Genomic DNA, 23926 nt, shown 5'->3' with positions numbered 1-23926 from the left:
GCTGCGGGGGTCCTACGCGGCGCGGCGGGATCGCCAGAGGAGGAAGGCCGCGGAGGCGAGCGCCGCCGCCTTCAGGGTCCATGGCCAGGTCTCCGAGAGCGCCGCGCCCATCGCCTCGCCGCCCGCCGCGACCGGGTCCCCCCAGCGGCCCTGCACCCGCCCCCACAGCCAGACCGCGCCGCCCGTGGCCGCGAGGGCCGGGAGGATGACGACCGCCCATCGGGTCTCCGTACGGGAGAGGCGGCGCGAGGCGTAGGCCAGGAGCCAGCCGAAGGCCAGGGCCAGGAGGTTGCCGAAGATCGCGCCGCCGAGCAGGAGGAGCGCCGCCAGCACGACGACGGGGCTGCCCAGGCGGAAACCTCCCTCCACCGGCTGGTCGCCGCCGCCCCGGCGCAGGACCCGCCGCCACAGCGGCGCCCTTTCCCTCGCCTGCTCCTCGGACGCTTCCGGGCCCCCGGCCTCCTCGTCCTCCTCGTCCACCGGCGGCTTCAGCAGCTCCGGGATCTCCACCCCGCCCCGGAAGCCCGGCACAAGCTCGTCCCCCGGCAGCGACTCCTCGACCTCCTCGTCCAGCCGCCACCAGTCCGGGTCCGTGTCCGCCGCGCCGACCTCGTCCGTACCCGCCAGGTGCGGGGGCGTCGGCCAGGCCTCGGCCGCAGATTCCTTGCGCGGCCTCGGTACCGGCCTCTTCCTGCGCAGGCGCCCCCTCTGCCGCGGCACCTCCGCCGCCGGCGCGCCCCCCGCCGCCCGGTCCACCACCTCGTCCGGGGAGCCCAGCGCGTCGAGGATGCCGCGTATGGCCGCCGGACTCTCCTGGCCGAACGTGGCGCGCCGACGGTCGATCTCGCCGCGCAGCGACGACACGAGCTTCATGCGGTCCCCCGACGGCAGCTGTCGTTGCTGCGCCAGATCCCCCACCCGGCTCAGATAGTCGAAGACCAACTGGTCGCTCTCGATCCCCACAGTCCCCTCCACGGCCGGTACGCCCCGACGTTAGCGCCCGCGCAGGGGCTAACGTGGTCCGGATGGGGATCGGTGAGCTCGATCGGGAGGCGTACGTGCCCGGAGGAACTGACGCCGCCGCTGCGCCGCGCACGCTCGCGGAGGCGCTGCGCGCGCGGGGCGACGAGGGGCTCGCCGCGCTGCTGCGCGCGCGCCCGGACCTGCTCTCCCCCGTACCGAACGACCTGACCCAGCTCGCCACCCGCGCCGGCACCCGCGGCTCCGTCGTCCGCGCGCTCGAACGGCTCGACCGGTTCACCCTCCAGACCGCCGAGGCGCTCGCCGTCGCCCCGGACCCCGCCCCGTACGCCGTCCTCCTCGCCCTCCTCACCGGCGACGACGGCGACCCGGACATCGAGGCCGCCCTGCCCCGTGCGGTGGAGGCGCTGCGCGAACAGGCCCTGGTCTGGGGCGAGGACGACCGGCTGCGGCTCGTACGGACCGCGCGCGAGCTGCTCGCGCCGTCCCCGCAGCACCCCTCCCCGACCGGCCTCGGGCCGACCGTCTCCGAGGCGACCGCCGGCATGTCGCCGGGCCGGATCCAGGAGATCATCGCCGCCGCCGGGCTGCCCGCGACCCACGACCCGGTCTCGGCGGTCGCCGCTCTCACGGAGCTGTTCACCGACCGGGACCGGATGGGCGCGCTGCTCGACACGGCTCCGCCGGACGCGCTCGCCGTGCTCGACCGGCTGGTGTGGGGGCCGCCGTACGGCGAGGTGACGGCCAACCCCGCCCCGCCCGTCCAGTGGCTGCGCGACCGCGGCCTGCTGCTGCCCGCCTCGCCCCGTACGGTCGTCCTGCCCCGGGAGGCGGCGCTGCATCTGCGCGGCGGCCGGGCGCACCGTTCGCCGGAGCCGCACCCGCCCGAGCTGACGGTCCTGCGCGAGTACCGCCCCCAGGTTGTGGACAACGCGGCGGCCGGCCAGGCCTACGCGGCGCTCGCGACGGTCGAGGAGCTGCTGAAGAGCTGGGACCAGGGCGGCCCCGCCGTGCTCCGCGCGGGCGGCCTGTCCGTACGGGACCTCAAGCGGACCGCCGTCGCGCTGGACGTGGCCGAGCCGGTCGCGGCGTTCTGGCTGGAGCTGGCCTACGGGGCCGGGCTGCTGGCCTCGGACGGCGAGGCGGACGAGCGGTACGCGCCGACGCCCGCGTACGACGACTGGCTCGACCTGCCGCCCGCCGAGCGCTGGGCCCGCCTCGCCACGGCCTGGCTCATGGGAACGCGTACCGCCGGCCTCGTCGGCGGACAGGACACCAAGGGCCGCACGCTCTCGGCCCTCGGCCCGGACCTCGACCGAGGCGCGGCCCCGGAGGTACGGCGCCGCGTCCTGACCCTCCAGGCGACCCTGCCGCCGGGCGCGGCGGCGGCCCCGGAGGCGCTGCTGGCGCGGCTGCGGTGGGAGCGGCCGTTGCGCGGCGGCGGCCCGGCGAGGGCCTCGAACCCGCCGTCCGGCCCCGGCACGGCGACGGGCACGGGGACCGGCGCGAGCGCCGGCCCCACGAGCGCGAGCCCCGCCACGGGCTCCAGCACCGCGTACGGCTCCGGTACGGGCGGCCCGTCCCCCACCGATCTGCGCTCCCGGATCGCCCTCTGGACCCTCGGCGAGGCCGAGATGCTCGGGATCACCGGGCGCGGCGCCCTCGCCTCGCCCGCGAGGGCGCTGCTCAACCTGCCCCTCGCCGAGGCGGCCCCTGAGCCGGTCGCGGAGCACGGGGTCGAGCTGTCCGTCGCCGCCTCACGGGCCGCGACCCTGCTCGCCCCGCTGCTCCCGGAGGCCGTCGACCACGTCCTTCTCCAGGCCGACCTCACCGCGGTCGCGCCGGGGCCGCTGCGGCGGCCGCTCGCCGACACCCTCTCCGTACTCGCGGACGTGGAGTCGAAGGGTGGTGCGACCGTCTACCGGTTCACGCCCGGTTCGGTGCGGCGCGCGCTCGACGCCGGACGCAGCGCGTCCGACCTGCACGACTTCCTGACCGCCCACTCCCGTACGCCGGTGCCGCAACCCCTCTCGTACCTGATCGACGACGTGGCGCGCAGGCACGGCCACCTCCGGATCGGCGCCGCGTCCGCGTACGTGCGCTGCGACGACGACGCGGTCCTCGGCGAGATCCTGGCCGACAAGCGGTCCGCGTCGCTGCGGCTGCGCCGCCTCGCGCCGACGGTGCTCGCCGCGCAGACGGACCCGGCGGCGCTGCTCGACGGGCTGCGGTCGATGGGGTACGCCCCGGCCGCCGAGTCCGCCGCCGGAGACGTCCTGATCACCCGCGCCGACGCGTACCGCACCGGCGCCCGCACCGCGCCCGCACCCGTCCCCGAGGGCCCGCCCGCCCCGGACGCGACCCTGCTCGGCGCAGCGGTCCGGGCGATCCGGGCGGGCGACCTGGCCGCGACGGCCGTCCGCAAGGAGCGCCCCGAGACCGCGGAGGCCCCGGCCCGGGCCGCCGGTGAGCTCCCCCGCACCTCCCCCGCCGAGACCCTGGCCACGGTCCAGGCCGCCGCGATGACCGGCACGGCCGTCTGGATCGGCTATGTCAACGCCGAGGGCGCGGCCAGCCAGCGCGTGATCGCCCCCGTCCGCGTGGAGGGCGGCTTCGTCACGGGCTACGACCACACGGCCGACGAGGTCCGCACCTACCCCCTCCACCGCATCACGGGCGTCGCGGAACTGGCGGACGACCAGGTCTGACCCGCTTCAGGCGCACCTTCGCCGCCGGTCAGGCACACTGGACGTTTGGCTGGTGCGAAGGGATGTACGTACGTGAACGGACCACTCATCGTCCAGAGCGACAAGACGTTGCTCCTGGAGGTCGACCACGAGCAGGCCGAGGCCTGCCGACGGGCCATCGCGCCGTTCGCGGAGCTGGAGCGGGCGCCCGAGCACATCCACACGTACCGGGTGACGCCGCTCGGACTGTGGAACGCCCGGGCCGCCGGGCATGACGCCGAGCAGGTCGTCGACGCGCTCGTCGAGTTCTCGCGGTACCCCGTGCCGCACGCGCTGCTCGTGGACGTCGCCGAGACGATGGCGCGGTACGGCCGGCTCACGCTCTCCAAGCACCCCACCCACGGGCTCGTCCTGACCAGCACCGACCGGCCCGTCCTGGAGGAGATCCTCCGGTCGAAGAAGGTGCAGCCGCTCGTCGGCACCCGGATCGACCAGGACACCGTCGCCGTGCACCCCTCCGAGCGCGGGCAGATCAAGCAGACCCTGCTGAAGCTGGGCTGGCCGGCCGAGGACCTCGCCGGGTACGTGGACGGCGAGGCCCACCCGATCGAGCTCGCCGAGGACGGCTGGGCCCTGCGCCCGTACCAGAAGCAGGCCGTCGAAGGCTTCTGGCACGGCGGCTCCGGTGTCGTCGTGCTGCCCTGCGGCGCCGGCAAGACGCTGGTCGGAGCCGGTGCGATGGCGCAGGCCAAGGCCACCACGCTGATCCTCGTGACCAACACCGTCTCCGCGCGGCAGTGGAAGCACGAGCTGGTGAAGCGGACCTCGCTGACCGAGGACGAGATCGGTGAGTACAGCGGTACGAAGAAGGAGATCCGTCCGGTCACCATCGCCACGTACCAGGTGCTGACGACCAAGCGGAAGGGGATCTACCCCCACCTGGAGCTCTTCGACTCCCGCGACTGGGGCCTCATCGTCTACGACGAGGTGCACCTGCTGCCCGCGCCCGTCTTCAAGTTCACCGCCGATCTGCAGGCCCGGCGGCGGCTCGGGCTCACGGCGACGCTCGTGCGCGAGGACGGCCGCGAGTCCGACGTCTTCTCGCTCATCGGCCCGAAGCGCTTCGACGCGCCGTGGAAGGAGATCGAGGCGCAGGGGTACATCGCGCCCGCCGACTGCGTCGAGGTACGGGTCAACCTCACCGACTCCGAGCGGCTCGCGTACGCGACCGCCGAGCAGGAGGAGAAGTACCGCTTCTGCGCCACGACGGCCACGAAGCGGAAGGTGACCGAGGCGCTCGTACGGAAGTTCGCCGGGCAGCAGATCCTCGTCATCGGCCAGTACATCGACCAGCTGGACGAGCTCGGCGAGCATCTCGACGCGCCCGTCATCAAGGGCGAGACGTCGAACGCGCAGCGCGAGAAGCTCTTCGACGCGTTCCGCAACGGCGAGATCAGCGTCCTCGTCGTCTCGAAGGTCGCGAACTTCTCCATCGACCTGCCCGAGGCCACGGTCGCCATCCAGGTCTCCGGCACGTTCGGCTCCCGGCAGGAGGAGGCCCAGCGGCTCGGGCGCGTGCTCCGGCCGAAGGCCGACGGGCACCAGGCGCACTTCTACTCGGTCGTCGCGCGCGACACGATCGACCAGGACTTCGCGGCCCACCGCCAGCGGTTCCTGGCCGAGCAGGGGTACGCGTACCGGATCGTCGACGCGGACGAGCTGATGGCGGGCGAGGAGCCGGTCGGCTGACCGGATGTCCGAAGGCCCGGTCCGTTGTCACGGACCGGGCCTTCGGACGCGGCCGTCAGGCGGCCGGGTTCAGGACCAGCTTCGCCTGGTGGTTCGCGGCGTTCGGGTCGAACGGGAACGAGGTGCCGTACGGCGGCTTCAGCGTGATCGCGCCCTTCGCACCGGTCACGACGGTGTCGACCCGCAGGTCGAAGCCGAACGTCACGGTCTGCTTCTCGGCCACCCACATCGGGAGCTGGCAGACGTAGCGCGGCGCGCCGGTGCGCACCTCGCTCTCCCACCAGCCGCCGTCCGCGGTGCGCGGCTCGCAGGCGTCCGGCACGGTGGTGGCGGTGGCGCCCCGCGGGATCGCCACCTCCACCGAGCCGACCGGGTCGCCGGAGCCGAGGTTGGCGACCCAGGCCGGGCCGCGGTTACGGAAGGTCACGTCGGCACGCACGGTCTCGCCGGCGGCGGCGGTGTACCGCCCGCCCCGGACCGCGAAGTCCGCGGTGTTGGTCGCGGTGATCTGGGCGACCCAGCCGTTGTTCCCCGGCTCCAGGTCCGTGACGCCGCCGCGGGCGTTGGCGCCGATGTCGATGCGCTCGCCGAGCGCGTACGGGGCGACCTTCGCCTGCAGCGCCGACGGCAGGGTGAACGAGCCGCCCGGCGCGACGACGTCGTCGAACGCGCACTCCACCTTGGTGAGCGGCTCGCCCTCGCCCAGCGGGGTGCTGGTGCACTGCGGGGCGACGGCGCCGAGCTCCAGGCCGCGGGTGACGTAGAAGTACACGTCGACGCCGTTCGCCGGCTCGTTGCCGTTGTTGACGACGGAGAACGGCACCTGCACGGTGCTGCCCGGCGCGACGCCGGTCACCGGTGCGGGCTGGTTCAGCACGAGGTCGGGGCCGGAGGCGACCCGGATCGTGGTCGTGCTCCCGGGCGCGACCATGGTGCCGTAGCTGGTCGTCGCCGTCGCCTCGTACGTGATCTGGCCGGTGGCGCCGCTCTCGGCGCCCACGGCGGCGCGGACCTTCACCTCCACCGGGGCCTCGCCGGTCAGCGGCACCTCGGGGAAGGAACAGACGGCGGTGGTGCCGGTCGGGGCGCAGTTCTCCGGCCAGGTGACGTCGGCGACGCCGGTCAGCCCGGAGACGTCGACGGTGAGCTTGCCGTCGGTCACCTGGTAGTTGGCGTTGTCGTGGTACAGGCCGAGGGCGACGGTGGTGTCCTTGGCCTGCTGGCCGTCGACGGCCTTGGGCAGCGCGAGCTCCCAGGGCGACACGATCCACAGCTGGTCGCTGGAGGCTGCGGCGGGCCCGGCGGCCATGCCGACCGTGACCAGGCCGGCCGCGGTGACGCTCGCGGCGAGCCGCGCGACGCGGCCGGCGGAAAGCTTTCTCATGATCTCCTGTGTTCCTCACTGCTCCGGGGGAGTGCGGTGCGAACAGGAGACCGACACGGGCGAGGAATAGTTGTACGGGGCCGGTGCTCAGTCGCCTCGCGCCGCGTACACGGGGCGCGGGTCGCGTACGCCGGCCTCGCGCGGGCCGTGTTCGCCGAGCAGGACGACGCTCACGGCGGCGCCGCCGTAGGCGCGTATCGCGCGGAGCGCGAGGCCGAGACGGTGGGAACGGGGGAGGCCGGGGTTCAGGGTCGCTGTGGTCATGACTCCATGATGGATTTCGGACATTCCGAACACATCGGCCCCGGGGTGGAACCCGGGTCCCTCTCGGGTCGGACCCCGTCCCCTACGGGTCGTCCTCATGTGCCCCGCACGCGAAAACCATTCGCCCCTGGCCGTACGCGGAAGTTACACTCTCCGACTTCCCCGCCTCCCCTCGTGGAGCGCCGCCGACCGGTCGGAAACCGGCGGCCGCCCTGTCATGCACGCGCATCTGGAGGCTTCCGCATGTCCTCGTCCGACCCGCTCGCGCGCGAGCGCGCCCATCTCGCCGACTCGCGTGCCGCCCTGCGCGCGATGCGCGAGGACGTCGAGGCGCTCGACATCAAGGACGTCACCGCGAACTGGGTCAACGCCGCCGTCCTCGGCCGCCAGATCGAGGAGCGGATCAAGGCGCTCGCCGACCTCTCCCACACGCCCCTCTTCTTCGGGCGGCTCGACTACCTGCACTCCACGCAGGAGGGGCAACCCGCCGCCGGAGGCGGCTCGATCGGCACTGTCTACATCGGGCGTCGGCACGTCCACGACGCCGACGGCGACCCCATGGTCATCGACTGGCGCGCGCCCGTCTCCCAGCCCTTCTACCGGGCGTCCAGGAAGGACCCGCAGGACGTCGGCCTTCGCCGCCGGTTCGGTTACACGGGCGGTGACCTCACCGCGTACGAGGACGAGCACCTCTCCGACCCCGAAGAGCTGGAGAAGACCAGCAAGCTGCTCCAGGCCGAGATCGAGCGGCCGCGCGTCGGGCCGATGCGGGACATCGTCGCCACCATCCAGCCCGAGCAGGACGAGATCGTACGGTCCGGGCTCTCCGGCACGGTCTGTGTGCAGGGCGGACCCGGCACCGGAAAGACGGCCGTCGGCCTGCACCGGGTCGCGTACCTCCTCTACGCGCACCGGGAGCGGCTCGCCCGCACCGGCACGCTCGTCATCGGGCCGAACCGGTCCTTCCTCCACTACATCGAGCAGGTCCTGCCCGCCCTCGGCGAGTTGGAGGTGCAGCAGGCGACCGTCGACGATCTCGTCGCGCACGTCGAGGTCCGGGGTACGGACGAGGCGGCGACGGCGCTCGTGAAGGGGGACGCGCGGATGGCGGAGGTGCTGCGGCGGGCGGTGCGCGCGCACGTCACCCTGCCGACGGAGCCGCTGGTCGTGGTGCGCGGCTCACGCCGCTGGCGCGTCCCGGCGTACGAACTGGAGGAGATCGTCCGCGAGTTGCTCGACCGCGACATCCGCTACGGCGCCGCCCGCGACGCCCTCCCGCAGCGCATCGCCCACACCGTCCTCGTCCGCATGGAGCAGGCGGGCGAGGCACCCGACGACCGGGTGCAGGACGCGGTGGCCCGCAACGCGGCCGTGAAGGCGGTCGTCAAGACGCTCTGGCCGCCGGTCGACCCGGCGAAGCTGGTGCTGCGGCTGCTGAGCGACGCCGACTTCCTCGCCGAGCACGCGGCCGGAGTCCTGACCGACGACGAGCAGAAGCTGCTGCTGTGGGCGAAGCCCGCGCGGTCGGTGAAATCGGCGAAGTGGTCGGCGGCGGACGCCGTCCTGATCGACGAGGCGAAGGACCTCGTGGAGCGTACGCACTCGCTCGGGCACGTGGTCCTGGACGAGGCGCAGGATCTTTCCCCGATGCAGTACCGGGCCGTCGGCCGCCGGTGCACCACGGGTTCGGCGACGATCCTCGGCGACCTGGCGCAGGGCACCACGCCCTGGGCGACCGGGAGTTGGCCGGAGGCCCTCGGGCACCTGGGCAAGCCGGAGGCCGTCGTGGAGGAGCTGACCGCCGGTTTCCGTGTGCCGCGCGAGGTCATCGCGTACGCGTCGAGGCTGCTGCCGCACATGTCCCCGGGGCTCGCGGCCGTCGAGTCGGTCCGGGAGAACCCGGGCTCGCTGTCGATCCGCCACCGCGAGCCGCGGGACCTGGACGCGGGCGTCGTCGCCGCCTGCCTGGAGGCCCTGGAGCACGAGGGCTCCATCGGCCTGATCGCCGCCGACGCGCGGATCGCGCCGCTCGCCGAGGCGCTGACCGGCGCCGGTCTCGCGTACCTCTCCCCGGGCGAGGAGACGACGGCCGAGTCCCGGCTGACACTCGTCCCCGCCTCCCTCGCCAAGGGCCTGGAGTACGACTACGTGGTCCTGGACGACCCGGCCGCCGTCGTGGACGGCGAACCGGACGAGCGGACGGGCCTGCGGCGGCTGTACGTGGCACTGACGCGTGCCGTCTCGGGGCTGACGGTCGTTCACTCCTCACCGCTGCCCGAGCAGTTGGGATAGGGCAGGCGGTCGAGGGCAGTCGGGCCAGGGCGGTCGGGCTAGGCGCGGAGGAAGGCGCGGATCCCCTGGGACACGCCGTCGTCGCCCAGGAGGGCGTTGTGGTCGAGGCAGCCGGCCGCGTTGTTGGTGGCGCCTGCCAGGGGGACGCTGCTGTCGGGGTTGATGACCTCGTCGCAGTTCGACCACCAGGTGGCGTAGCGGACGGACCCCGGGGTCTCGTCGCCCTCCGCGAGCTTCTTCTGCACGTACGAGCCCGGGGTCATGTCCCGGCACGCCTGGTCCCAGAGCGCGCAGGCCCAGGCGGTGCTGGTGCCGTGGTTGGGGCCCGCGAGGGAGACCCAGTGGGCGACGGACGACTGGCCGGCGCCGCCGAACTTCACGTACCAGCGCGTGACGAGGCTGCCGAAGGAGTGGGCGACGAGGTCGACCCGGCTCGCGCCGGTCCGCCGCTTCACGTCCTCGACGTACGCGGCCAGTTCGCCGGCGACGGCCTCGTTGACGGACCGGTGGGTGTCGTAGCCGAACGAGAACAGCTCGGCGTCCGTGTACCCGTCGACCCTGAGGTCCTCGCGCAGGCTGCCCCAGACTCCCGGGTCGGCGTTGTAGCCGTGGACGAAGACGACGGGGGTACGGGCGGCGGCCTGGGCGGGTCCCTGGGCGACGAGGACGGACGTGACCAGGGCCAGCAGCGCCACGAAACTGACACGGAGTCTCAACACGCTTCCCCCTACGAGGCGTTACGCACGAGTAGTCAGGTGCATGGTGAGGCCCGTGGGCAGCGATGAACAGCCCCGCGCGGTCGAAAACTTCACGACCTGCCGCCGTCGGCAGGCTGCTCGTTCACCTCGAACTCGAACTCCGTGAGCGCCTCGGACCACGAGCGGTGGGCCACGGCCGCGAGGACCGGGTTGGAGGCGCGGTAGTGGTGCTCCGTCACCACACCCCAGCACAGCGCCCAGCCGCGCCCCCTGGCCCAGGTCGCGTCGTCGACCTGAGCCGCCTCCCGGAACAGGGGGCGGGTGTCGGCGGTGAGGAGGGTCCAGGCGGCCATCATGTCGCAGGCGGGGTCGCCCGTGCCGACGGCTCCGAAGTCGATGACGGCGCTCAGCCGGCCGTCGCGGGCCAGCAGGTTGCCCGGCAGCAGGTCGCCGTGGACCCACCGGGGCGGGCCGACCCACTGCGGCAGCCGCAGCACCGACTCCCAGGCGCCGGTCACGAGGCCGGCGTCGAAGAGGCCCTCCGCGCCGAGGCCCTGGATCGCGCTCTCCATGGCGCCGTCCGCCCACTCGGTGACATGACCGCCCCGGAAGGACCTCGGGCCGCCGTTCGCGTCCACGCGGCGCATCGCGGCACCGAAGCGGCCCAACTCGACGGCGGCGTGGGCGAGGTCGACAATCGGCTCGTCGTAGGCGTTGGCGCCGTCGAGCCAGTCGTACACCGACCAGGGCAGCCCGAAGCCCTCCCCGGGCACGCCGTGGCCCACCGGCACGGGGACGGGCAGGGGCAGGTGCGGGGCGAGGTGCGGCAGCCAGCGCTGTTCCTTGGCGATGGACCCGGCGGTCCCGGCGTTCTTGGGCAGCCGGACCGCGAGGCGCTCGCCGAGGCGGTACATGTCGTTGTCCGTGCCGGCCGACGGGACGCGGGTGACCGGCAGCTCCGCCCACTGCGGGAACTGGGCGGCGATCAGTCTGCGCACGAGGTCGACCATGCCGGGGAGGGTAGCCAGCGGCCGACCGGGGCGGCGAACGATTTACGGTGGGGCGGCGCGACCGCGAGAAGGGTGGAACACCATGTCCCGTACGACTGTCGCCACCGGTGGCAGCCGGGGGATCGGCGCGGCGACCCGTGTACGTCTGGCCGCCGAGGGGCAACGATCTGGCGCTCGGGTACGTACGGGACGCGGGCGCCGCCGAGGCGACGGCGGCGGCGACGATCCCCCTGGGCCGCCCGGGCCGCCCGGACGAGATCGCGGCGGCGGTGTCCTGGCTCCTGTCCACCGACGCCTCGTACACGACGGGCACGATCCTGCGGGTGGCCGGCGGCCGCTAGGGCCTCTCGTTCGGATCGTGCCGGGCGCAGAGGGTCGCGGCTGCGGTGGTGCCCGCCCGCGTGACGTGCGCACGATGGAGGGAGGACCCCTCGGTCACGCATACCGTCACGAGGAGGCGGGGCCATGACCAGCGCCGAAGGAATCTTTGCGCCGAAGGTCGAGCCGTACAAGGTCGCGCCCGAGACCTATGTCATTCCGCAGTTGCTGGAGGCGCCGCCGGTCGGCATGTTCTACGTCAACTCGATGGTGATCACCGGCAGCGAGCCCGTGCTCGTCGACACCGGTGCGCCTTCCAACCGGCAGCAGTGGCTGGATCACGCCTGGAGCCTCGTCGATCCGGCCGACGTCCGGTGGGTCTTCCTGACCCACGACGACCACGACCACGCCGGCAACGTCCGTGAGGTCATGGCCGCCTGCCCGCACGCCACCCTGGTGACGACCTGGTTCTCGATGGCCCGCTACGCCATCGACACCGAGGAGTTCTGGATGCCGTTCAACCGCTCCCGCTGGGTACGTGACGGCGAGAGCTTCCCGGCCGGTGACCGCACACTCCTCGCGATCAGGCCGCCGTTCTTCGACAACCCGACGACGCGTGGGCTGTTCGACCCGACGACGCGCGTCTACTGGGCGGCCGACACCTTCGCCACGGCCCTCCCGCATCCCGTCGAGGACGCCGCCGACCTGGACCGGGAGGCCTGGCGCGACGGCATGCTCCTGGGCAACCGGCTGAACCACCCCTGGCATCTGTGGCTGGACACCACGAAGTTCAACAAGCACGTGGACCGCGTCCAGGAGCTCGACATCGACACGGCGGCGTCCTGCCACGGCCCCGCGATCCACCACGAGCTGATCGACGAGGCGTTCGACCTCGTCCGCAAGGTCCCGGAGCTGCCCTACTGGGAGGAACCGGGCCAGGACTTCCTCGAAAACATCATCGCGGCGACGGCGAAGCCGGTGGTGCCGTGACGTGGCCTAGAGGTGTCGAGAGGCTCCCCTAGGCGTCCAGCGCCTCGCGCCAGGTGCGGACCGCGTCCGTGGTGACCGGGGACTTCCAGCCGTTCGGGCGGGCCGCGCCGCCGATGTGGAAGGCGTCGAGACCGGCCGCGCGGAGTTCCGGCAGGTGGTCGAGGCGGAGGCCGCCGCCGACCAGGATCTGGGGCTCGTAGCCCGGCTCGCCGGAGCGGCCGGCCTCCGCCTTGAGGACGGGGAGGCCGTCGTCGACGCCGGTGGCCGCGCCCGCCGTGAGGTAGGTGTCGAGGCCCGGCAGGTCGGCGAGTTGCTTGCGCAGCGCGTCGCGGTCGGCGGCGCGGTCGATCGCCCGGTGGAACGTCCACCGGCAGCCGTCGAGGATCGCGATGAGCCGCTCCACCGCCACCAGGTCCGCGTCGCCGTCCGCCGTCAGGAAGCCGAGCACGAACTCGTCCGCGCCGGCCTCCCGGAGGTCGGACGCGCGGGACACCAGCGCGTCGATGTCGCCCGCCGCGAAGCCGTCCGCGAGCCTGAGCATCACGCGCAGCGGGATGTCCACGGCGGCGCGGATCGCGGCGAAGCCGGTCCGTGACGGGGTCAGCCCGTCGGCCGCCATGTCGGTGACCAGCTCAAGGCGGTCCGCTCCACCGGCCTGGGCGGCGACCGCGTCCTCCTCGTCGAGGGCGATCACCTCAAGGACTGCACGGTTGCTCATCGAGCCCATTCCTCCATGAATGACGGCTACAGGTCTAGTCCAATGACCACCCTAGCCGTGCGCGTGCCCTCCCGCATCGTGCGACGCCTCATCCGCGGCCTGGTTCGGCCCGGCGTGCACCGTGAAGGCCGCCGTGCGGACCTTCCCGCCGTGCTGGAAGTCGAGGAACAGCCGGTACGTGCCGACGCTCGGCGCCGTCGCCGTGAAGGAGACGTCCGGGCCGGGACCGCCCTCGTTGGGGTGGACGTGGAGGTAGGCCAGGTCCCCGTCGCGCAGGGCGACGAGATGGCCGTACGCGCCGAGGTAGGGCTCCAGGTCCGTGACCGGCTTCCCGTCCTTGCTGACCGTGAGCGTCAGCTCGCCCGCCCGCCCCGGGCGGAGCGTCCCGCCGAGCCGGACCTCGTAGCCGTCCTCCACGGGCGCGGTCGGCGCGGCGGCCGGCAGCGGCTTCGGTGCGTACGCGCCAGGTACGGCGAGGTCGGCGCCCAGCGTCACGCCCTTGGCGTTCTTGCCCGCGGGCTTGAAGTCGGCGAAGGCCTTGTAGCCGCCGGCGGCGGGCAGGTCGACCGGGGTCGACCAGGTGCCGTCCGCCGCGCGCACCGGGTGCAGGTGGCGGTAGACCGTGAGGTCGCGCGAGGCGACGATGAAGTGCAGTTCCTTGCCGTGCTCGGTGGTGTAGGCGGTGACCTTCCTGCCGTCCGCGTCCTTGACCGAGAACTTCAGGACGCTCCGCCCCTGCGCAGGGGTCGGCGTCTCCAGGGCCAGCGTGTAGCCGCCCTCGGAGACCTGGAGGCCCCCGGCCGCGGGCGCGTTCGCCGCCGCGTCCGACCCCGATTCGGCGTGGGCGGTCGCGTGCTCCCCGTTCCCGGCCTTCGCCGGTTCGCCCACGGGCCCGACGCCCGTGCCGACGCCGTACGCGGTCCCGAAGGTCGCGGCGAGCGCGGCGGCGAAGACGGTGATCCTCACTCCTGTGTTCATGGCTGCTCTCCCGTACGTACGTATGTGGTCGTGCGCGTACTCCGATGCCTTTCACGATACCCCTAGGGGGTATCAAGTCAAGCCGGGTCCGCCCTTGCGCCTGATACCACCTGGGGGTATACATTGGACTCAGTTCGGGATACCCCCACCGGGTATCGCCCCATCCGAGGAGGAAGACATGGGTTCCTGCTGTACTCCTGACGGCAGCTGCTCCACCAGCACGGGCGAGGCCACCACGGCCACCGCCGTCGCCGAGAGCACCAGCACCGTCTACGCCGTGTCCGGCATGACCTGCGGACACTGCAGGACCGCGATCACCACCTCCGTCTCCGCGCTCGACGGCGTCATCTCCGTCGATGTCGACGTCGCCGGCGGTCTGGTGACCGTGACCACCGGCGGAGCGCCCGACGACACCGCGATCGCCGCCGCCGTCGAGGACGCCGGCTACGACCTCACCGGCCGCGCCTGACCGCGCGGTCCACGCCGCATCCCGGCCGCCGGGGCCCGTCCGCCCAGGGGCCCCGGCCCCGCACCCGCTGTACCGAGGAGCAGGAAATGACCACCACCACCCCAGGCGCCGCCCAGGTCGAGCTCGCCATCGGCGGCATGACCTGCGCCTCGTGCGCCGCCCGGATCGAGAAGAAGCTCAACCGCATGGACGGGGTCGAGGCCACCGTCAACTACGCCACCGAGAAGGCGAAGGTCACCTTCGACGCCGACGCCGACATCTCCGTCCAGGACCTGATCGCCACCGTCGAGGCCACCGGTTACACCGCCCAGGAGCCCACTCCCCCTCAGGCCGAGTTGGGCGGCGAGGGCGGGACCACCGACGAGGAGAAGGCCGACGAGGAGCTACGGCCCCTCAAGCAGCGGCTCGTCACCGCCGTCGCCCTCGCCGTCCCCGTCATCGCGATGGCGATGATCCCGGCGCTCCAGATCGAGTACTGGCAGTGGCTCAGCCTCACCCTCGCCGCGCCGGTCGTCGTCTACGCCGCCTGGCCCTTCCACAAGGCTGCCTGGACCAACGCCAAGCACGGCGCGGCGACCATGGACACCCTGATCTCGGTCGGCACGATCGCCGCGTTCCTGTGGTCCCTGTGGGCGCTGTTCTTCGGCACCGCCGGTACGCCGGGGATGACCCACCCCTTCGAGTTCACGATCGCCCGTACCGACGGCGCCGGGAACATCTATCTGGAGGCCGCCGCCGGCGTCACCGCCTTCATCCTGGCGGGGCGCTACTTCGAGGCCCGCTCCAAGCGGAAGGCGGGCGCGGCCCTCAAGGCGCTGATGCAGCTGGGCGCCAAGGAGGTGACGGTCCTGCGCGGCGGGGCCGAGGTGACGGTGCCCACCGCCGAACTCCAGGTCGGGATGCGCTTCCTGGTCCGCCCCGGCGAGAAGATCGCCACCGACGGCACCGTCGTCGAGGGCTCATCCGCCGTCGACGCCTCGATGCTCACCGGCGAGTCCGTGCCGGTCGAGGTCGGCGTCGGCGACTCCGTCACCGGCGCCACCCTGAACGCCGGCGGCCGGCTCGTCGTCGAGGCCACCCGCGTCGGCGCCGACACCCAACTGGCCCGGATGGCCGCGCTGGTGGAGGACGCCCAGAACGGCAAGGCGGCGGCCCAGCGCCTCGCCGACAAGATCTCGGCCGTCTTCGTCCCCGTCGTCATCGCGCTCGCGCTCGGCACGCTCGGCTTCTGGCTCGGCACCGGCTCCGGACTCACGGCCGCCTTCACCGCCGCCGTCGCCGTACTGATCATCGCCTGCCCCTGCGCCCTGGGCCTGGCCACGCCGACCGCCCTCATGGTCGGCACCGGTCGCGGCGCGCAGCTCGGCATCCTGATCAAGGGCCCGGAGGTCCTGGAGACCACGCGCAAGGTCGACACGATCGTCCTGGACAAGACGGGTACGGTCACCACCGGCCGGATGACGCTCCTCAAGGTCCACACGGCGGCGGGCGTGGACGAGTCGGACGTACTGCGGCTCGCGGGCGCCCTGGAGCACTCCTCCGAGCACCCGATCGCGCAGGCCGTCGCGACCGGCGCCGCCGCCAAGGTCGGTACGCTCCCCACCCCCGAGGACTTCGCCAACCTCCCCGGACTCGGCGTCCAGGGCGTCGTGGAGGGCCACGCGGTCCTCGTCGGCCGCGAGAAGCTGCTCGCGGAGTGGGCGATGGAGCTGCCGGGTTCGCTGAGGTCCGCGAAGGACGCGGCGGAGAAGTCCGGCAGGACCGCGATCGTCGTCGCCTGGGACGGGGCGGCCCGCGCGGTCCTGGAGGTCGCCGACGCGGTCAAGGAGACCAGCGCCGAGGCGATCCGTCGGCTGCGCGGCCTGGGTCTGACCCCGATCCTGCTGACCGGCGACAACAAGGCGGTCGCGGAGGCCGTCGCCGCCGAGGTCGGCATCGACGAGGTCATCGCCGAGGTCATGCCGCAGGACAAGGTCGATGTCGTCAAGCGCCTCCAGGAGGAGGGGCGTTCGGTGGCCATGGTCGGCGACGGAGTCAACGACGCCGCCGCGCTCGCCCAGGCCGACCTGGGCCTGGCCATGGGCACCGGCACGGACGCCGCGATCGAGGCCGGCGACCTGACGCTCGTACGGGGGGACCTGCGGGCCGCCGCCGACGCGATCCGGCTCTCCCGGCGCACGCTCGGCACGATCCGCTCGAACCTGTTCTGGGCCTTCGCCTACAACGTGGCCGCCCTGCCACTCGCCGCGGCGGGCCTGCTCAACCCGATGATCGCGGGCGCCGCGATGGCGTTCTCCTCGGTCTTCGTGGTCGGCAACAGCCTGCGCCTGCGCGGCTTCCAGGCCGCCGACAGGTGACGGGTCGACGGACGGTACGACGGGCCGTCAGATCGGCCAGGGACGGGCCCCGGGGTTCCGGCAGTTCACGCCGGCAGGCCCTGGGGCCTCGCGGCGCCTACGATCGGAGCATGGCTGCCGCGCTCTCCCTCTGGTCGAGGGACTCCGTGCTCTCCATCGGCTCCGTGGGATCCGTCCTGTCCGTCGGATCCGTCGGTTCGGTGCTCTCCGTCGGCTCCGTCGGCTCGGCCGCCTCCGTGGCCTCCGTCGGCTCCTGGCTGAGCACCGGGTCCCTGCTGTCCGCCCAGTCGTGCTGGTCGGTGATGTCCTGGCGCTCCCGGCGCGGCGTCATGGCGGCCGGGGCGGTCGTCACGCTCGCCGTCGCGCTCACGGTGGCGTCGCGCTCACCGCGCCGATGACGACGTGACGGCCGCCCCTCTGCGAGGGGGATCCGGTCAGCTCACGAGGTGGATGGCCAGTCCCGCGATGAGCGCGCTCGACACCAGCGCCGTCCCGAGCCTGCCCTTCGGCCCCGTCAGCCCGCGGCCGAGGAGCGCGCCCCCGGAGGCCAGGAAGAGCTGCCAGCTGGCGGAGGCGACCAGGGCCGCGAGCACGAAGGCCGTACGGTCGAGAGCGGTCGACGGGCCCGCGGGGCCGGTCGCGAGGATCAGGGCCGCGAAGTAGACCACGGTCATCGGGTTCAGGATCGTGATGCCGAGGAACGTGCCGTACGCCCGCAGCGGGGTGAGGGGCCGCTCGGCGTCGTCGCCGTCGCGGGACGCCTGCGCCCGGGCCCGGTACGCCCGGACCGCCGTCCACGCCGAGCGCGCCGCCAGGACCACCAGGACCACCGCCGAGACCCATCGCAGCGGGGTCGTCACCGGGGCGAGCAGCGGGACGAGCGCGGAACCGCCGAGGATGGCCACGAGGGCGTAGACCCCGTCCGCCGTCGCGACGCCGAGCGCCGCGGCCGCTCCCGTACGCCAGCCGGTGCGTGCCGTGACCGCCACCAGATAGGCGCCCACCGCGCCGACCGGGATCGCGATGCCGTAGCCGGCCACCAGACCGGCCACCACCGCGCCGCTCACGCGACGGAGGGGATCGCGCCTCCGAGGGAGCCGGGCTGCTGCTGTCGGCGGTAGCGGGCGCCGTCCTTCGTACGGGAGAGCTGGCCGCCGGTCACGAGGTAGCGGCGCAGGGCCGGGAAGTCCTCGTGGACCGTGAGCAGCGCGTCGTTGACCTCACGCTCGCTGTAGGAGCGGGACGGCTCGAAGAGGCTCTCCGCCAGATACGCGAGAAGCTGCGCCCGGCGCGGGGCCCTGCGCGGAATCGCCTTCAGGCGCCCTTCGGCGGAGAACAGGTCCGCCACCGGGCTCGATACGGGATGGGAAGTCATGCGTCGTAGCGTGGCGTGCACGGTCTCGGCCCGGCAAAGGGTTTTCCCCGGAGCCCCGCTCCGGCTAGCCGATGTCCACGTGCACCGCTTCGTAGATCTTCGGCTCGACCTGGGGCATCCCGACCTCCTGGAAGATGGGCCCCGCCTTCTCCCTGAACCCCTGGAACGCCTCCATCGACTCCCAGATGTCCACGACGAACCAGCCGCCGTCGGCCGGCGCCCCCGCGTGGGAGACGAAGCCCTCGACCGGCCACCACGGCGCGGAGTGGATCTTGCTGTAGTTCTTCTCGTACTGATCCTTCGTGACGCCCGGCAATTCGATGACGACGATGACCGCCATGGTGACGCTCCCGTTCTGCGTGGGGATGGGGTGCTCCCAGTCGAGCAGCACCCCCCTCCCGTCGCACGGCGGCGAGACCGAACGAGCTAGCGGTGGATGAGCAGAAGGGGCCGCCCGATGAGTTCGGACGGCCCCTGGCGTGGTGGATCGGCAGGTCGTCAGACGGAGACCTTGTCCGGCTGCGGGGCGGACTCGGGGCGCCGGACATCGCGGCGATCATGGCCGGGACGAGAGAGGATTCCGCCATGACCGCAGACGTGAACGACGCGCTCCTCACCCGCTGGACGTCGACCCTGCGGGCCGCCCGCACCGGCCACGAGGCCACGGCCGGTTCGGACGCGGGCCGTGAACTCGCGGACCGCCCGGACCCGGAGGCGTACGGCCGGAACCTGCTGGCACGCTGGTCCGAGTCGCACCGCAGGTACCACACGGTCGACCACCTGCGGGCGGTCCTCGACCGGGTCGACGAACTGGCCGAACAGGGCGGCGAGGGCGGGGAGTTGGAGCTCGTACGCCTGGCGGCCTGGTTCCACGACGCGGTCTACCGCCCGGACCGCTCCGAGAACGAGGAGCGCTCGGCGACCCTCGCCGAGAAGGCCCTGACGGAAGCGGGCCTGACCGCGCACGAGGTCGCGGAGGTCGCCCGCCTGGTCCGTCTGACGGTCACGCACGACCCGGCGGACGGCGACGTCAACGGCGAGCTCCTGTGCGACGCGGACCTGGCGATCCTGGCGACGGACGAGGATACGTACGGGGGGTACGCGCGGGCGGTCCGCGAGGAGTACGCGTTCGTCCCGGACGACGCCTTCCGGCAGGGCCGCGCGGCGGTCCTGCGTCAACTCCTCGCCCTGCCCCGCCTGTTCCGCACGCCGTACGGCGCGACGGCGTGGGAGGCGCGGGCGCGGCGGAACCTGGAGGGGGAGCTGGCGGAGCTGGAGGGCTGAGGTCCCGAGAAGAGTCGCGACGGCCGTACAACCTTTCACCCGCTCACGAGTCCCTTCTGGTGCGGCGCACGGTGCGCCTGATGCATCCGAGGGAGAACAGCACGTGCCCCAAGCTCGCTGGACCCGGCGGCGCCTCCTGGCCGCCACCACCACCGTCCTCGCCGTCACGCTCGGAGCGGGCGCGCTGACGGCCCCGGCGCAGGCCGCCCCGGCGGCGACGGGTGCGACTGGTTCGACGACGACGACGGACGCGGCTGCGACGAACACCGCGGCGGCGCCGATCTCGTTCCCGAAGGACGCCAAGCTGATCGACGCCGGGCTCGCACACATCACCTCGCGGGCCGCCGGATCCATGACCACGGCGGTGCGGTCGCTCCAGCACGGTACGGCCACGGGCTACGGGTTCCGTACCTACATCCGGTCGTCGCAGACCACGGACCACCTGGTCCTCGTGGGGAACTACCAGGTCACCGTCCGGAACCTGAGCACCATGTCGATCCTCGACGTCCCCGTCGGGTCGACCGCCGGCGGAGCCACGTTCGTCGGTGCGGCGGCGAACGCGGTGTTCACGAAGTCCGCGGACGGCACCGTGCTGCGGAAGCACACGCACCCCACCGAGGGCAACGGCACCGTGACCGTGACCGGCCTCCCGGCCGGGGCGACCGACATCGCCGTCGCCCAGGGCACCCCGGAAGACGCCCTCGTCACCTTCACCGACGGCACGGCGAAGAAGTGGGGTCTGATCGACCTCGACACCGGCACCGTCGACGAGATCCACGACCGTACGGCGGGCTCGGCAGGCGGCGACATCGCCGTCTCCGAGACGCACATCGCCTGGACCGAGGGGGACGAGACCGGCCGCCCGATGGTCTTCCTCCTGGACCGGGCCACGGACAAGGTCCAGGTCGTCCCGATCGACACGGCCTGGACGAGCGACCTCCAGATCGGCCTGGTCGGCGGCTGGGTGGTGTACGGCGAGGCGGGCGGCATCGCGAACGGCGACATCAACCCGCTGTACGCCCTCACCGCTTACGACCCGGCGACCGGCGCGAAGGTGAAGCTGCTCGACCACCTGACCTCGTCCTCCGCCGCGCCCGACGCCCTGTACGTACGCGGCGGCACCGTCGCCCAGGGCGAAGGCGTGTACAAGATCGTGGCGGGTGCGGACGGTGCGGCTCCGGCCGTCAGCATGGTCGCCACCACCGGCGAGCCCACCAAGGTCGTCATCGAGGGCTCCGGCATCCCCGCCCTGGTCGACCTCGACCAGAACGGCGGCACGGCGGAGTTCAGCTTCCCGATGTCCCGGACCAGCTTCGCGGCGACGCTCACGCTGCGCCACGTCCGGACCGGGATGAGCCGCGAGCTCACGGTCCACCACCCGCAGACCCCGAATGCGACGTTCCGCTGGAAGGGCGACACCGGGCCGACCCTCACGAGCGCCTACAACGGCGAGTACACCTGGCGCCTCGACGTGGAGCCGCTCAACGGCATCGGCCCGGCCACGTCCGCATCCGGCACCTTCAAGGTCGTCCGCAAGACCGTGCCGCACGACTTCGACGACAACGGGCACCCGGACGTCCTCTTCCGCGACACCGCCGGCAGGCTGTGGCGGAGCGACACCACCTTCTACAAGGAGTACGGCCAGCTGACGGCCGAGTCACGTCAGCTGCTCGGCGCAGGCTGGAACATCTACGACCGGATCGAGGCGACGGGGAACCTCGGCGGCTCGGCGGTCGGCGACCTCGTGGCCCGCGACAAGACCGGTGTGCTCTGGCTGTACCAGGGCAACGGCCTGGGCGGCTTCGCCACCCGCGTGAAGGTCGGCGGCGGCTGGCAGATCTACGACAAGATCGCGGCCGGCAGCGACCTGAACGGCGACGGGCGCCCGGACCTGCTCGCCACCGACAAGGCGGGCGCGCTCTGGCTCTACAAGAGCACCGGTTCCGCCACCGCCCCCTTCTCCACGCGGACGAAGATCGGCAGCGGCTGGGGGATCTACAACGACCTCGTGGCCGCCGGCGACATCGCCGGCGCGACGGCGGGCGACCTGCTCGCCCGGGACAAGGCCGGTGTCCTCTGGCTGTACCTGGGCAGGGGCGACGGCACGTTCGCGGCGCGTACCAAGGTCGGCGCGGGCTGGAACACGTACCAGCACCTCGTCGCCATCGGCGACGGCGACCGTGACGGCCGCGCGGATCTGGTCGCTCTCAACACGTCGTCCCAGTACCTCTACGGAGGTACGGGCGACTGGCGCGCGCCGCTGCGCACCAGGCAGCGCGCGTCCCTGCCGTACGTGGGCGACGCGGGCAACCACGTCCTCTGACGCACCGAAACGACGGCCCGCCCCTGGGGTGGGCCGTCGTTTCATATGGCGAGACACTCCCGCCCCAGGGAATGACAGGCACAAAACCCGGGTTGACGCATGTCATGCCGTCAACCTCCACCGAGCGCACCGCACCGTCCGACACCCGCAGCCGCACCCGCATGCCGCTGGCCGTCTACATCCTCGGCCTCTCGGTCTTCGCACTCGGCACCAGCGAGTTCATGCTGTCCGGACTGCTGCCGCCGATAGCCGACGACATGAACGTCTCGATCCCCCGGGCGGGCCTCCTGATCTCGGCCTTCGCGATCGGCATGGTCGTCGGCGCCCCGCTGCTGGCCGTCGCGACCCTCCGCCTCCCCCGCAAGACGACACTGGTCACCCTGATCACGGTCTTCGGCCTGGGCCAGGTCGCCGGAGCGCTGGCGCCGAACTACGCCGTCCTCTTCGCCTCCCGCGTCCTGAGCGCCCTCGCCTGCGCGGGCTTCTGGGCGGTCGGAGCGGCGGTCGCCATCGCCATGGTCCCGGTGACCTCCCGGGCGCGCGCGATGGCGGTCATGATCGGCGGCCTCTCGATCGCCAACGTCCTCGGCGTCCCGGCAGGCGCCTTCCTCGGCGAGCACCTCGGCTGGCGGGCCGCGTTCTGGGCGGTCGGCGCGGCCTCCGCGATCGCGCTGGTCGGCGTGATCACCCGGATCCCCCACATCCCCCTGCCCGAGACGAAGCCGCGCCTCAAGCGGGAGCTGTCGATCTACCGGGACCGCCAGGTGCTGCTCTCGATCGTGATCACGGCGCTCGCGGCGGGCGGCGTGTTCTGCGCGTTCTCGTACCTCGCGCCGGTCATCACGGACGTCGCCGGGATCGACACGCGCTGGGTCTCCGGGATCCTCGGCCTCTTCGGCATCGGCGCGCTGATCGGTACGACGATCGGCGGCCGGGTCGCGGACGCCCACCTCTTCGGGGTCCTGCTGAGCGGCATCACGGCCTCGACGGTCTTCCTGGTGGCCCTGGCCCTCTTCGCCTCCAGCCCGGTCGCCGTGGTGACCCTCTCCTTCCTCCTCGGCGTCTCGGCCTTCTACACGGCCCCCGCGCTGAACGCCCGCATGTTCAACGTGGCCGGCGCCGCCCCGACCCTGGCGGGCGCCACGACGACGGCCGCCTTCAACCTGGGCAACACGGCGGGCCCCTGGCTCGGCGGCACCGTCATCGACGCGGACCACGGCTTCGCCGCGACGGCGTGGGCGGGAGCGGCCATGACGGTGGTGGCCCTGGCCACGGCCGCGCTCGCACTCCGCCTGAACAAGTCCGGCTCCCGCGTGGTGGCCTCCTCGGCACCGTCCACGACGGCCGACAGGCCCCTCACGCCGTCGGACGCTGCGTAAGCGGTCGGCTCAGGCCGTCGAACGGCCCTTGGGCCGCCGCAGTCCCGCCTCCGTGATCAGGCGGACGAGTTCCTTCGAGCCGACCTCGACCGCGCCCGCCGCCACCGCGTCCGCGTAGCGGTCCGAGGGGATGTCGTAGTGGTCGCGCTCGAAGGCACGGGGCGGGGCGCCGATCATGGCGGCGAAGGCGTGGAGCTCGTCATGGGAGACGTCGCTGACCAGGTGCGACCACATGCGGCCGTGGCCCGGCCAGGTCGGCGGGTCGATGTAGAGGGTCACTTCAGGCCGCCCACCGGGGCGACGACCACGCCCGCCTTGCCGCAGACCCAGTGCGGGTCGGGGCCGAGTTCGGGTTCGACGTCCAGGGCGTGCGGGTCGCCCGTGGAGCAGACCGGGCAGAGGGGCCAGCGGCCGTACCGTTCCAGGAGGGCGTCCTGGACGTCCTGGGCGACGAGGCCGGCGACGTACGTGATGCCCTCGGGCCACTGCTCGACCCACCAGCGCCGGTGCGTGACGGCGTCCTCGACCAGTGACACGACCTCGGCCGCCGCCACGTCGCGTGCCGCGAGATCGGCGAGGACCAGGGCGCGGGCGGCGTGCAGCGCCTGCTCCAGCGGGTCGATGTCGTCCATGGAGTCATTGTCACCCGACAAGCCTCAGGGGCGAAGGT

The 23926-nt window shown here is 73.0% G+C and carries 22 protein-coding genes and 1 pseudogene; 11 read left to right on the top strand and 12 right to left on the bottom strand.

Features of this window, described 5'->3' with window-relative positions; translation table 11 throughout:
* Nucleotides 1–12 precede the first annotated feature (12 nt).
* The gene (locus tag ACWF79_RS03190) at nt 13–963 is read right to left on the bottom strand and encodes a hypothetical protein (RefSeq protein ID WP_453726317.1); all 951 of its coding nucleotides are present in this window, start codon (nt 961–963) and stop codon (nt 13–15) included.
* Nucleotides 964–1025: 62 nt separating this feature from the next.
* On the opposite strand from ACWF79_RS03190, the gene ACWF79_RS03185 reads away from it, so the two are divergent.
* Both ACWF79_RS03185 and ACWF79_RS03180 read left to right on the top strand, forming a co-directional pair.
* Nucleotides 1026–3689 carry a helicase-associated domain-containing protein gene (locus ACWF79_RS03185; protein ID WP_453726316.1) on the top strand — a complete coding sequence of 888 codons (2664 nt, stop codon included), beginning with the start codon at nt 1026–1028 and terminating at the stop codon, nt 3687–3689.
* A 72-nt stretch (nt 3690–3761) separates the two neighbouring features.
* Complete coding sequence (locus ACWF79_RS03180) at nt 3762–5417, top strand: DNA repair helicase XPB (RefSeq protein ID WP_453726315.1); 1656 nt, start codon at nt 3762–3764, stop codon at nt 5415–5417.
* 55 nt (nt 5418–5472) lie between these two features.
* Here the strand turns inward: ACWF79_RS03180 and ACWF79_RS03175 are convergent, their stop codons facing one another.
* Both ACWF79_RS03175 and ACWF79_RS03170 read right to left on the bottom strand, forming a co-directional pair.
* Complete coding sequence (locus ACWF79_RS03175; protein ID WP_453726314.1) at nt 5473–6801, bottom strand: hypothetical protein; 1329 nt, start codon at nt 6799–6801, stop codon at nt 5473–5475.
* 87 nt (nt 6802–6888) lie between these two features.
* A complete protein-coding gene (locus ACWF79_RS03170; RefSeq protein ID WP_453726313.1) occupies nt 6889–7065 on the bottom strand; it encodes a hypothetical protein in 177 nt (58 codons plus the stop codon).
* A 243-nt stretch (nt 7066–7308) separates the two neighbouring features.
* On the opposite strand from ACWF79_RS03170, the gene ACWF79_RS03165 reads away from it, so the two are divergent.
* Nucleotides 7309–9357: a HelD family protein gene (locus ACWF79_RS03165; RefSeq protein WP_453726312.1), complete on the top strand. Its 2049-nt coding sequence runs from the start codon at nt 7309–7311 to the stop codon at nt 9355–9357.
* 38 nt (nt 9358–9395) lie between these two features.
* Here the strand turns inward: ACWF79_RS03165 and ACWF79_RS03160 are convergent, their stop codons facing one another.
* Together ACWF79_RS03160 and ACWF79_RS03155 are read right to left on the bottom strand one after the other, a co-directional pair.
* Nucleotides 9396–10076, bottom strand: a complete 681-nt coding sequence (locus tag ACWF79_RS03160; protein WP_453726311.1) for an esterase/lipase family protein — start codon at nt 10074–10076, stop codon at nt 9396–9398.
* An 89-nt stretch (nt 10077–10165) separates the two neighbouring features.
* Nucleotides 10166–11065, bottom strand: a complete 900-nt coding sequence (locus tag ACWF79_RS03155; RefSeq protein ID WP_453726310.1) for an aminoglycoside phosphotransferase family protein — start codon at nt 11063–11065, stop codon at nt 10166–10168.
* 188 nt (nt 11066–11253) lie between these two features.
* Here ACWF79_RS03155 and ACWF79_RS03150 point away from each other — a divergent pair.
* Together ACWF79_RS03150 and ACWF79_RS03145 are read left to right on the top strand one after the other, a co-directional pair.
* Nucleotides 11254–11406, top strand: a pseudogene (locus ACWF79_RS03150) (SDR family oxidoreductase); the annotation flags it as partial.
* 124 nt (nt 11407–11530) lie between these two features.
* Nucleotides 11531–12373: an MBL fold metallo-hydrolase gene (locus ACWF79_RS03145; RefSeq protein WP_453726309.1), complete on the top strand. Its 843-nt coding sequence runs from the start codon at nt 11531–11533 to the stop codon at nt 12371–12373.
* 28 nt (nt 12374–12401) lie between these two features.
* Here ACWF79_RS03145 and ACWF79_RS03140 read toward each other — a convergent pair whose 3' ends face one another.
* Nucleotides 12402–13091, bottom strand: a complete 690-nt coding sequence (locus ACWF79_RS03140) for a copper homeostasis protein CutC (protein WP_453726308.1) — start codon at nt 13089–13091, stop codon at nt 12402–12404.
* A gap of 51 nt (nt 13092–13142) precedes the next feature.
* Nucleotides 13143–14069 (bottom strand): hypothetical protein, encoded by a 927-nt coding sequence (locus ACWF79_RS03135; protein WP_453726307.1) that lies wholly within the window; start codon nt 14067–14069, stop codon nt 13143–13145.
* A gap of 178 nt (nt 14070–14247) precedes the next feature.
* Here ACWF79_RS03135 and ACWF79_RS03130 point away from each other — a divergent pair, with 178 nt between their 5' ends.
* From ACWF79_RS03130 to ACWF79_RS03120, 3 genes are all read left to right on the top strand, one after another.
* Nucleotides 14248–14538, top strand: coding sequence for a heavy-metal-associated domain-containing protein (locus tag ACWF79_RS03130; RefSeq protein ID WP_453726306.1), 291 nt, complete (start codon nt 14248–14250; stop codon nt 14536–14538).
* 86 nt (nt 14539–14624) lie between these two features.
* Nucleotides 14625–16895 carry a heavy metal translocating P-type ATPase gene (locus ACWF79_RS03125; protein WP_453726305.1) on the top strand — a complete coding sequence of 757 codons (2271 nt, stop codon included), beginning with the start codon at nt 14625–14627 and terminating at the stop codon, nt 16893–16895.
* 110 nt (nt 16896–17005) lie between these two features.
* Nucleotides 17006–17293, top strand: a complete 288-nt coding sequence (locus ACWF79_RS03120) for a hypothetical protein (RefSeq protein WP_453726304.1) — start codon at nt 17006–17008, stop codon at nt 17291–17293.
* A gap of 36 nt (nt 17294–17329) precedes the next feature.
* Here ACWF79_RS03120 and ACWF79_RS03115 read toward each other — a convergent pair whose 3' ends face one another.
* From ACWF79_RS03115 to ACWF79_RS03105, 3 genes are all read right to left on the bottom strand, one after another.
* Complete coding sequence (locus ACWF79_RS03115) at nt 17330–17962, bottom strand: LysE family transporter (RefSeq protein WP_453726303.1); 633 nt, start codon at nt 17960–17962, stop codon at nt 17330–17332.
* On the bottom strand, nt 17959–18270 hold the full coding sequence (locus ACWF79_RS03110) for a DUF2087 domain-containing protein (protein WP_453726302.1): 312 nt from the start codon (nt 18268–18270) through the stop codon (nt 17959–17961). The genes ACWF79_RS03115 and ACWF79_RS03110 overlap by 4 nt, the downstream gene beginning before the upstream one ends.
* A gap of 64 nt (nt 18271–18334) precedes the next feature.
* Nucleotides 18335–18661 carry a hypothetical protein gene (locus ACWF79_RS03105; RefSeq protein WP_453726301.1) on the bottom strand — a complete coding sequence of 109 codons (327 nt, stop codon included), beginning with the start codon at nt 18659–18661 and terminating at the stop codon, nt 18335–18337.
* 194 nt (nt 18662–18855) lie between these two features.
* Here ACWF79_RS03105 and ACWF79_RS03100 point away from each other — a divergent pair, with 194 nt between their 5' ends.
* The 3 genes from ACWF79_RS03100 (at nt 18856) to ACWF79_RS03090 (ending at nt 23256) form a co-directional block, all read left to right on the top strand.
* The gene (locus tag ACWF79_RS03100) at nt 18856–19554 is read left to right on the top strand and encodes an HD domain-containing protein (RefSeq protein ID WP_453726300.1); all 699 of its coding nucleotides are present in this window, start codon (nt 18856–18858) and stop codon (nt 19552–19554) included.
* A gap of 103 nt (nt 19555–19657) precedes the next feature.
* Nucleotides 19658–21877 carry an FG-GAP repeat domain-containing protein gene (locus tag ACWF79_RS03095; RefSeq protein WP_453726299.1) on the top strand — a complete coding sequence of 740 codons (2220 nt, stop codon included), beginning with the start codon at nt 19658–19660 and terminating at the stop codon, nt 21875–21877.
* 161 nt (nt 21878–22038) lie between these two features.
* Nucleotides 22039–23256, top strand: a complete 1218-nt coding sequence (locus ACWF79_RS03090) for a Cmx/CmrA family chloramphenicol efflux MFS transporter (RefSeq protein ID WP_453726584.1) — start codon at nt 22039–22041, stop codon at nt 23254–23256.
* Nucleotides 23257–23265: 9 nt separating this feature from the next.
* On the opposite strand, the gene ACWF79_RS03085 is transcribed toward ACWF79_RS03090, so the two are convergent.
* Nucleotides 23266–23535, bottom strand: coding sequence for a DUF4031 domain-containing protein (locus ACWF79_RS03085; RefSeq protein WP_453726298.1), 270 nt, complete (start codon nt 23533–23535; stop codon nt 23266–23268).
* On the bottom strand, nt 23532–23888 hold the full coding sequence (locus ACWF79_RS03080; protein ID WP_453726297.1) for a hypothetical protein: 357 nt from the start codon (nt 23886–23888) through the stop codon (nt 23532–23534). Before ACWF79_RS03080 ends, ACWF79_RS03085 begins: the two co-directional genes overlap by 4 nt.
* Between the last annotated feature and the right edge of the window lie 38 nt (nt 23889–23926).

The sequence above is a fragment of the Streptomyces sp. NPDC054975 genome, from assembly GCF_053609105.1.
Note: the sequence above shows the minus strand (reverse complement) of the source record. Positions and strands in the feature narration are given on the sequence as shown.

Coding starts and splice junctions, on each gene's coding strand:
- ACWF79_RS03155 (WP_453726310.1), bottom strand. CDS start 11,065: ATGGTCGACCTCGTGCGCAGACTGATCGCCGCCCAGTTCCCGCAGTGG.
- ACWF79_RS03120 (WP_453726304.1), top strand. CDS start 17,006: ATGGCTGCCGCGCTCTCCCTCTGGTCGAGGGACTCCGTGCTCTCCATC.
- ACWF79_RS03140 (WP_453726308.1), bottom strand. CDS start 13,091: ATGAGCAACCGTGCAGTCCTTGAGGTGATCGCCCTCGACGAGGAGGAC.
- ACWF79_RS03135 (WP_453726307.1), bottom strand. CDS start 14,069: ATGAACACAGGAGTGAGGATCACCGTCTTCGCCGCCGCGCTCGCCGCG.
- ACWF79_RS03080 (WP_453726297.1), bottom strand. CDS start 23,888: ATGGACGACATCGACCCGCTGGAGCAGGCGCTGCACGCCGCCCGCGCC.
- ACWF79_RS03170 (WP_453726313.1), bottom strand. CDS start 7,065: ATGACCACAGCGACCCTGAACCCCGGCCTCCCCCGTTCCCACCGTCTC.
- ACWF79_RS03100 (WP_453726300.1), top strand. CDS start 18,856: ATGACCGCAGACGTGAACGACGCGCTCCTCACCCGCTGGACGTCGACC.
- ACWF79_RS03125 (WP_453726305.1), top strand. CDS start 14,625: ATGACCACCACCACCCCAGGCGCCGCCCAGGTCGAGCTCGCCATCGGC.
- ACWF79_RS03165 (WP_453726312.1), top strand. CDS start 7,309: ATGTCCTCGTCCGACCCGCTCGCGCGCGAGCGCGCCCATCTCGCCGAC.
- ACWF79_RS03110 (WP_453726302.1), bottom strand. CDS start 18,270: ATGACTTCCCATCCCGTATCGAGCCCGGTGGCGGACCTGTTCTCCGCC.
- ACWF79_RS03175 (WP_453726314.1), bottom strand. CDS start 6,801: ATGAGAAAGCTTTCCGCCGGCCGCGTCGCGCGGCTCGCCGCGAGCGTC.
- ACWF79_RS03130 (WP_453726306.1), top strand. CDS start 14,248: ATGGGTTCCTGCTGTACTCCTGACGGCAGCTGCTCCACCAGCACGGGC.
- ACWF79_RS03185 (WP_453726316.1), top strand. CDS start 1,026: ATGGGGATCGGTGAGCTCGATCGGGAGGCGTACGTGCCCGGAGGAACT.
- ACWF79_RS03145 (WP_453726309.1), top strand. CDS start 11,531: ATGACCAGCGCCGAAGGAATCTTTGCGCCGAAGGTCGAGCCGTACAAG.
- ACWF79_RS03090 (WP_453726584.1), top strand. CDS start 22,039: ATGCCGCTGGCCGTCTACATCCTCGGCCTCTCGGTCTTCGCACTCGGC.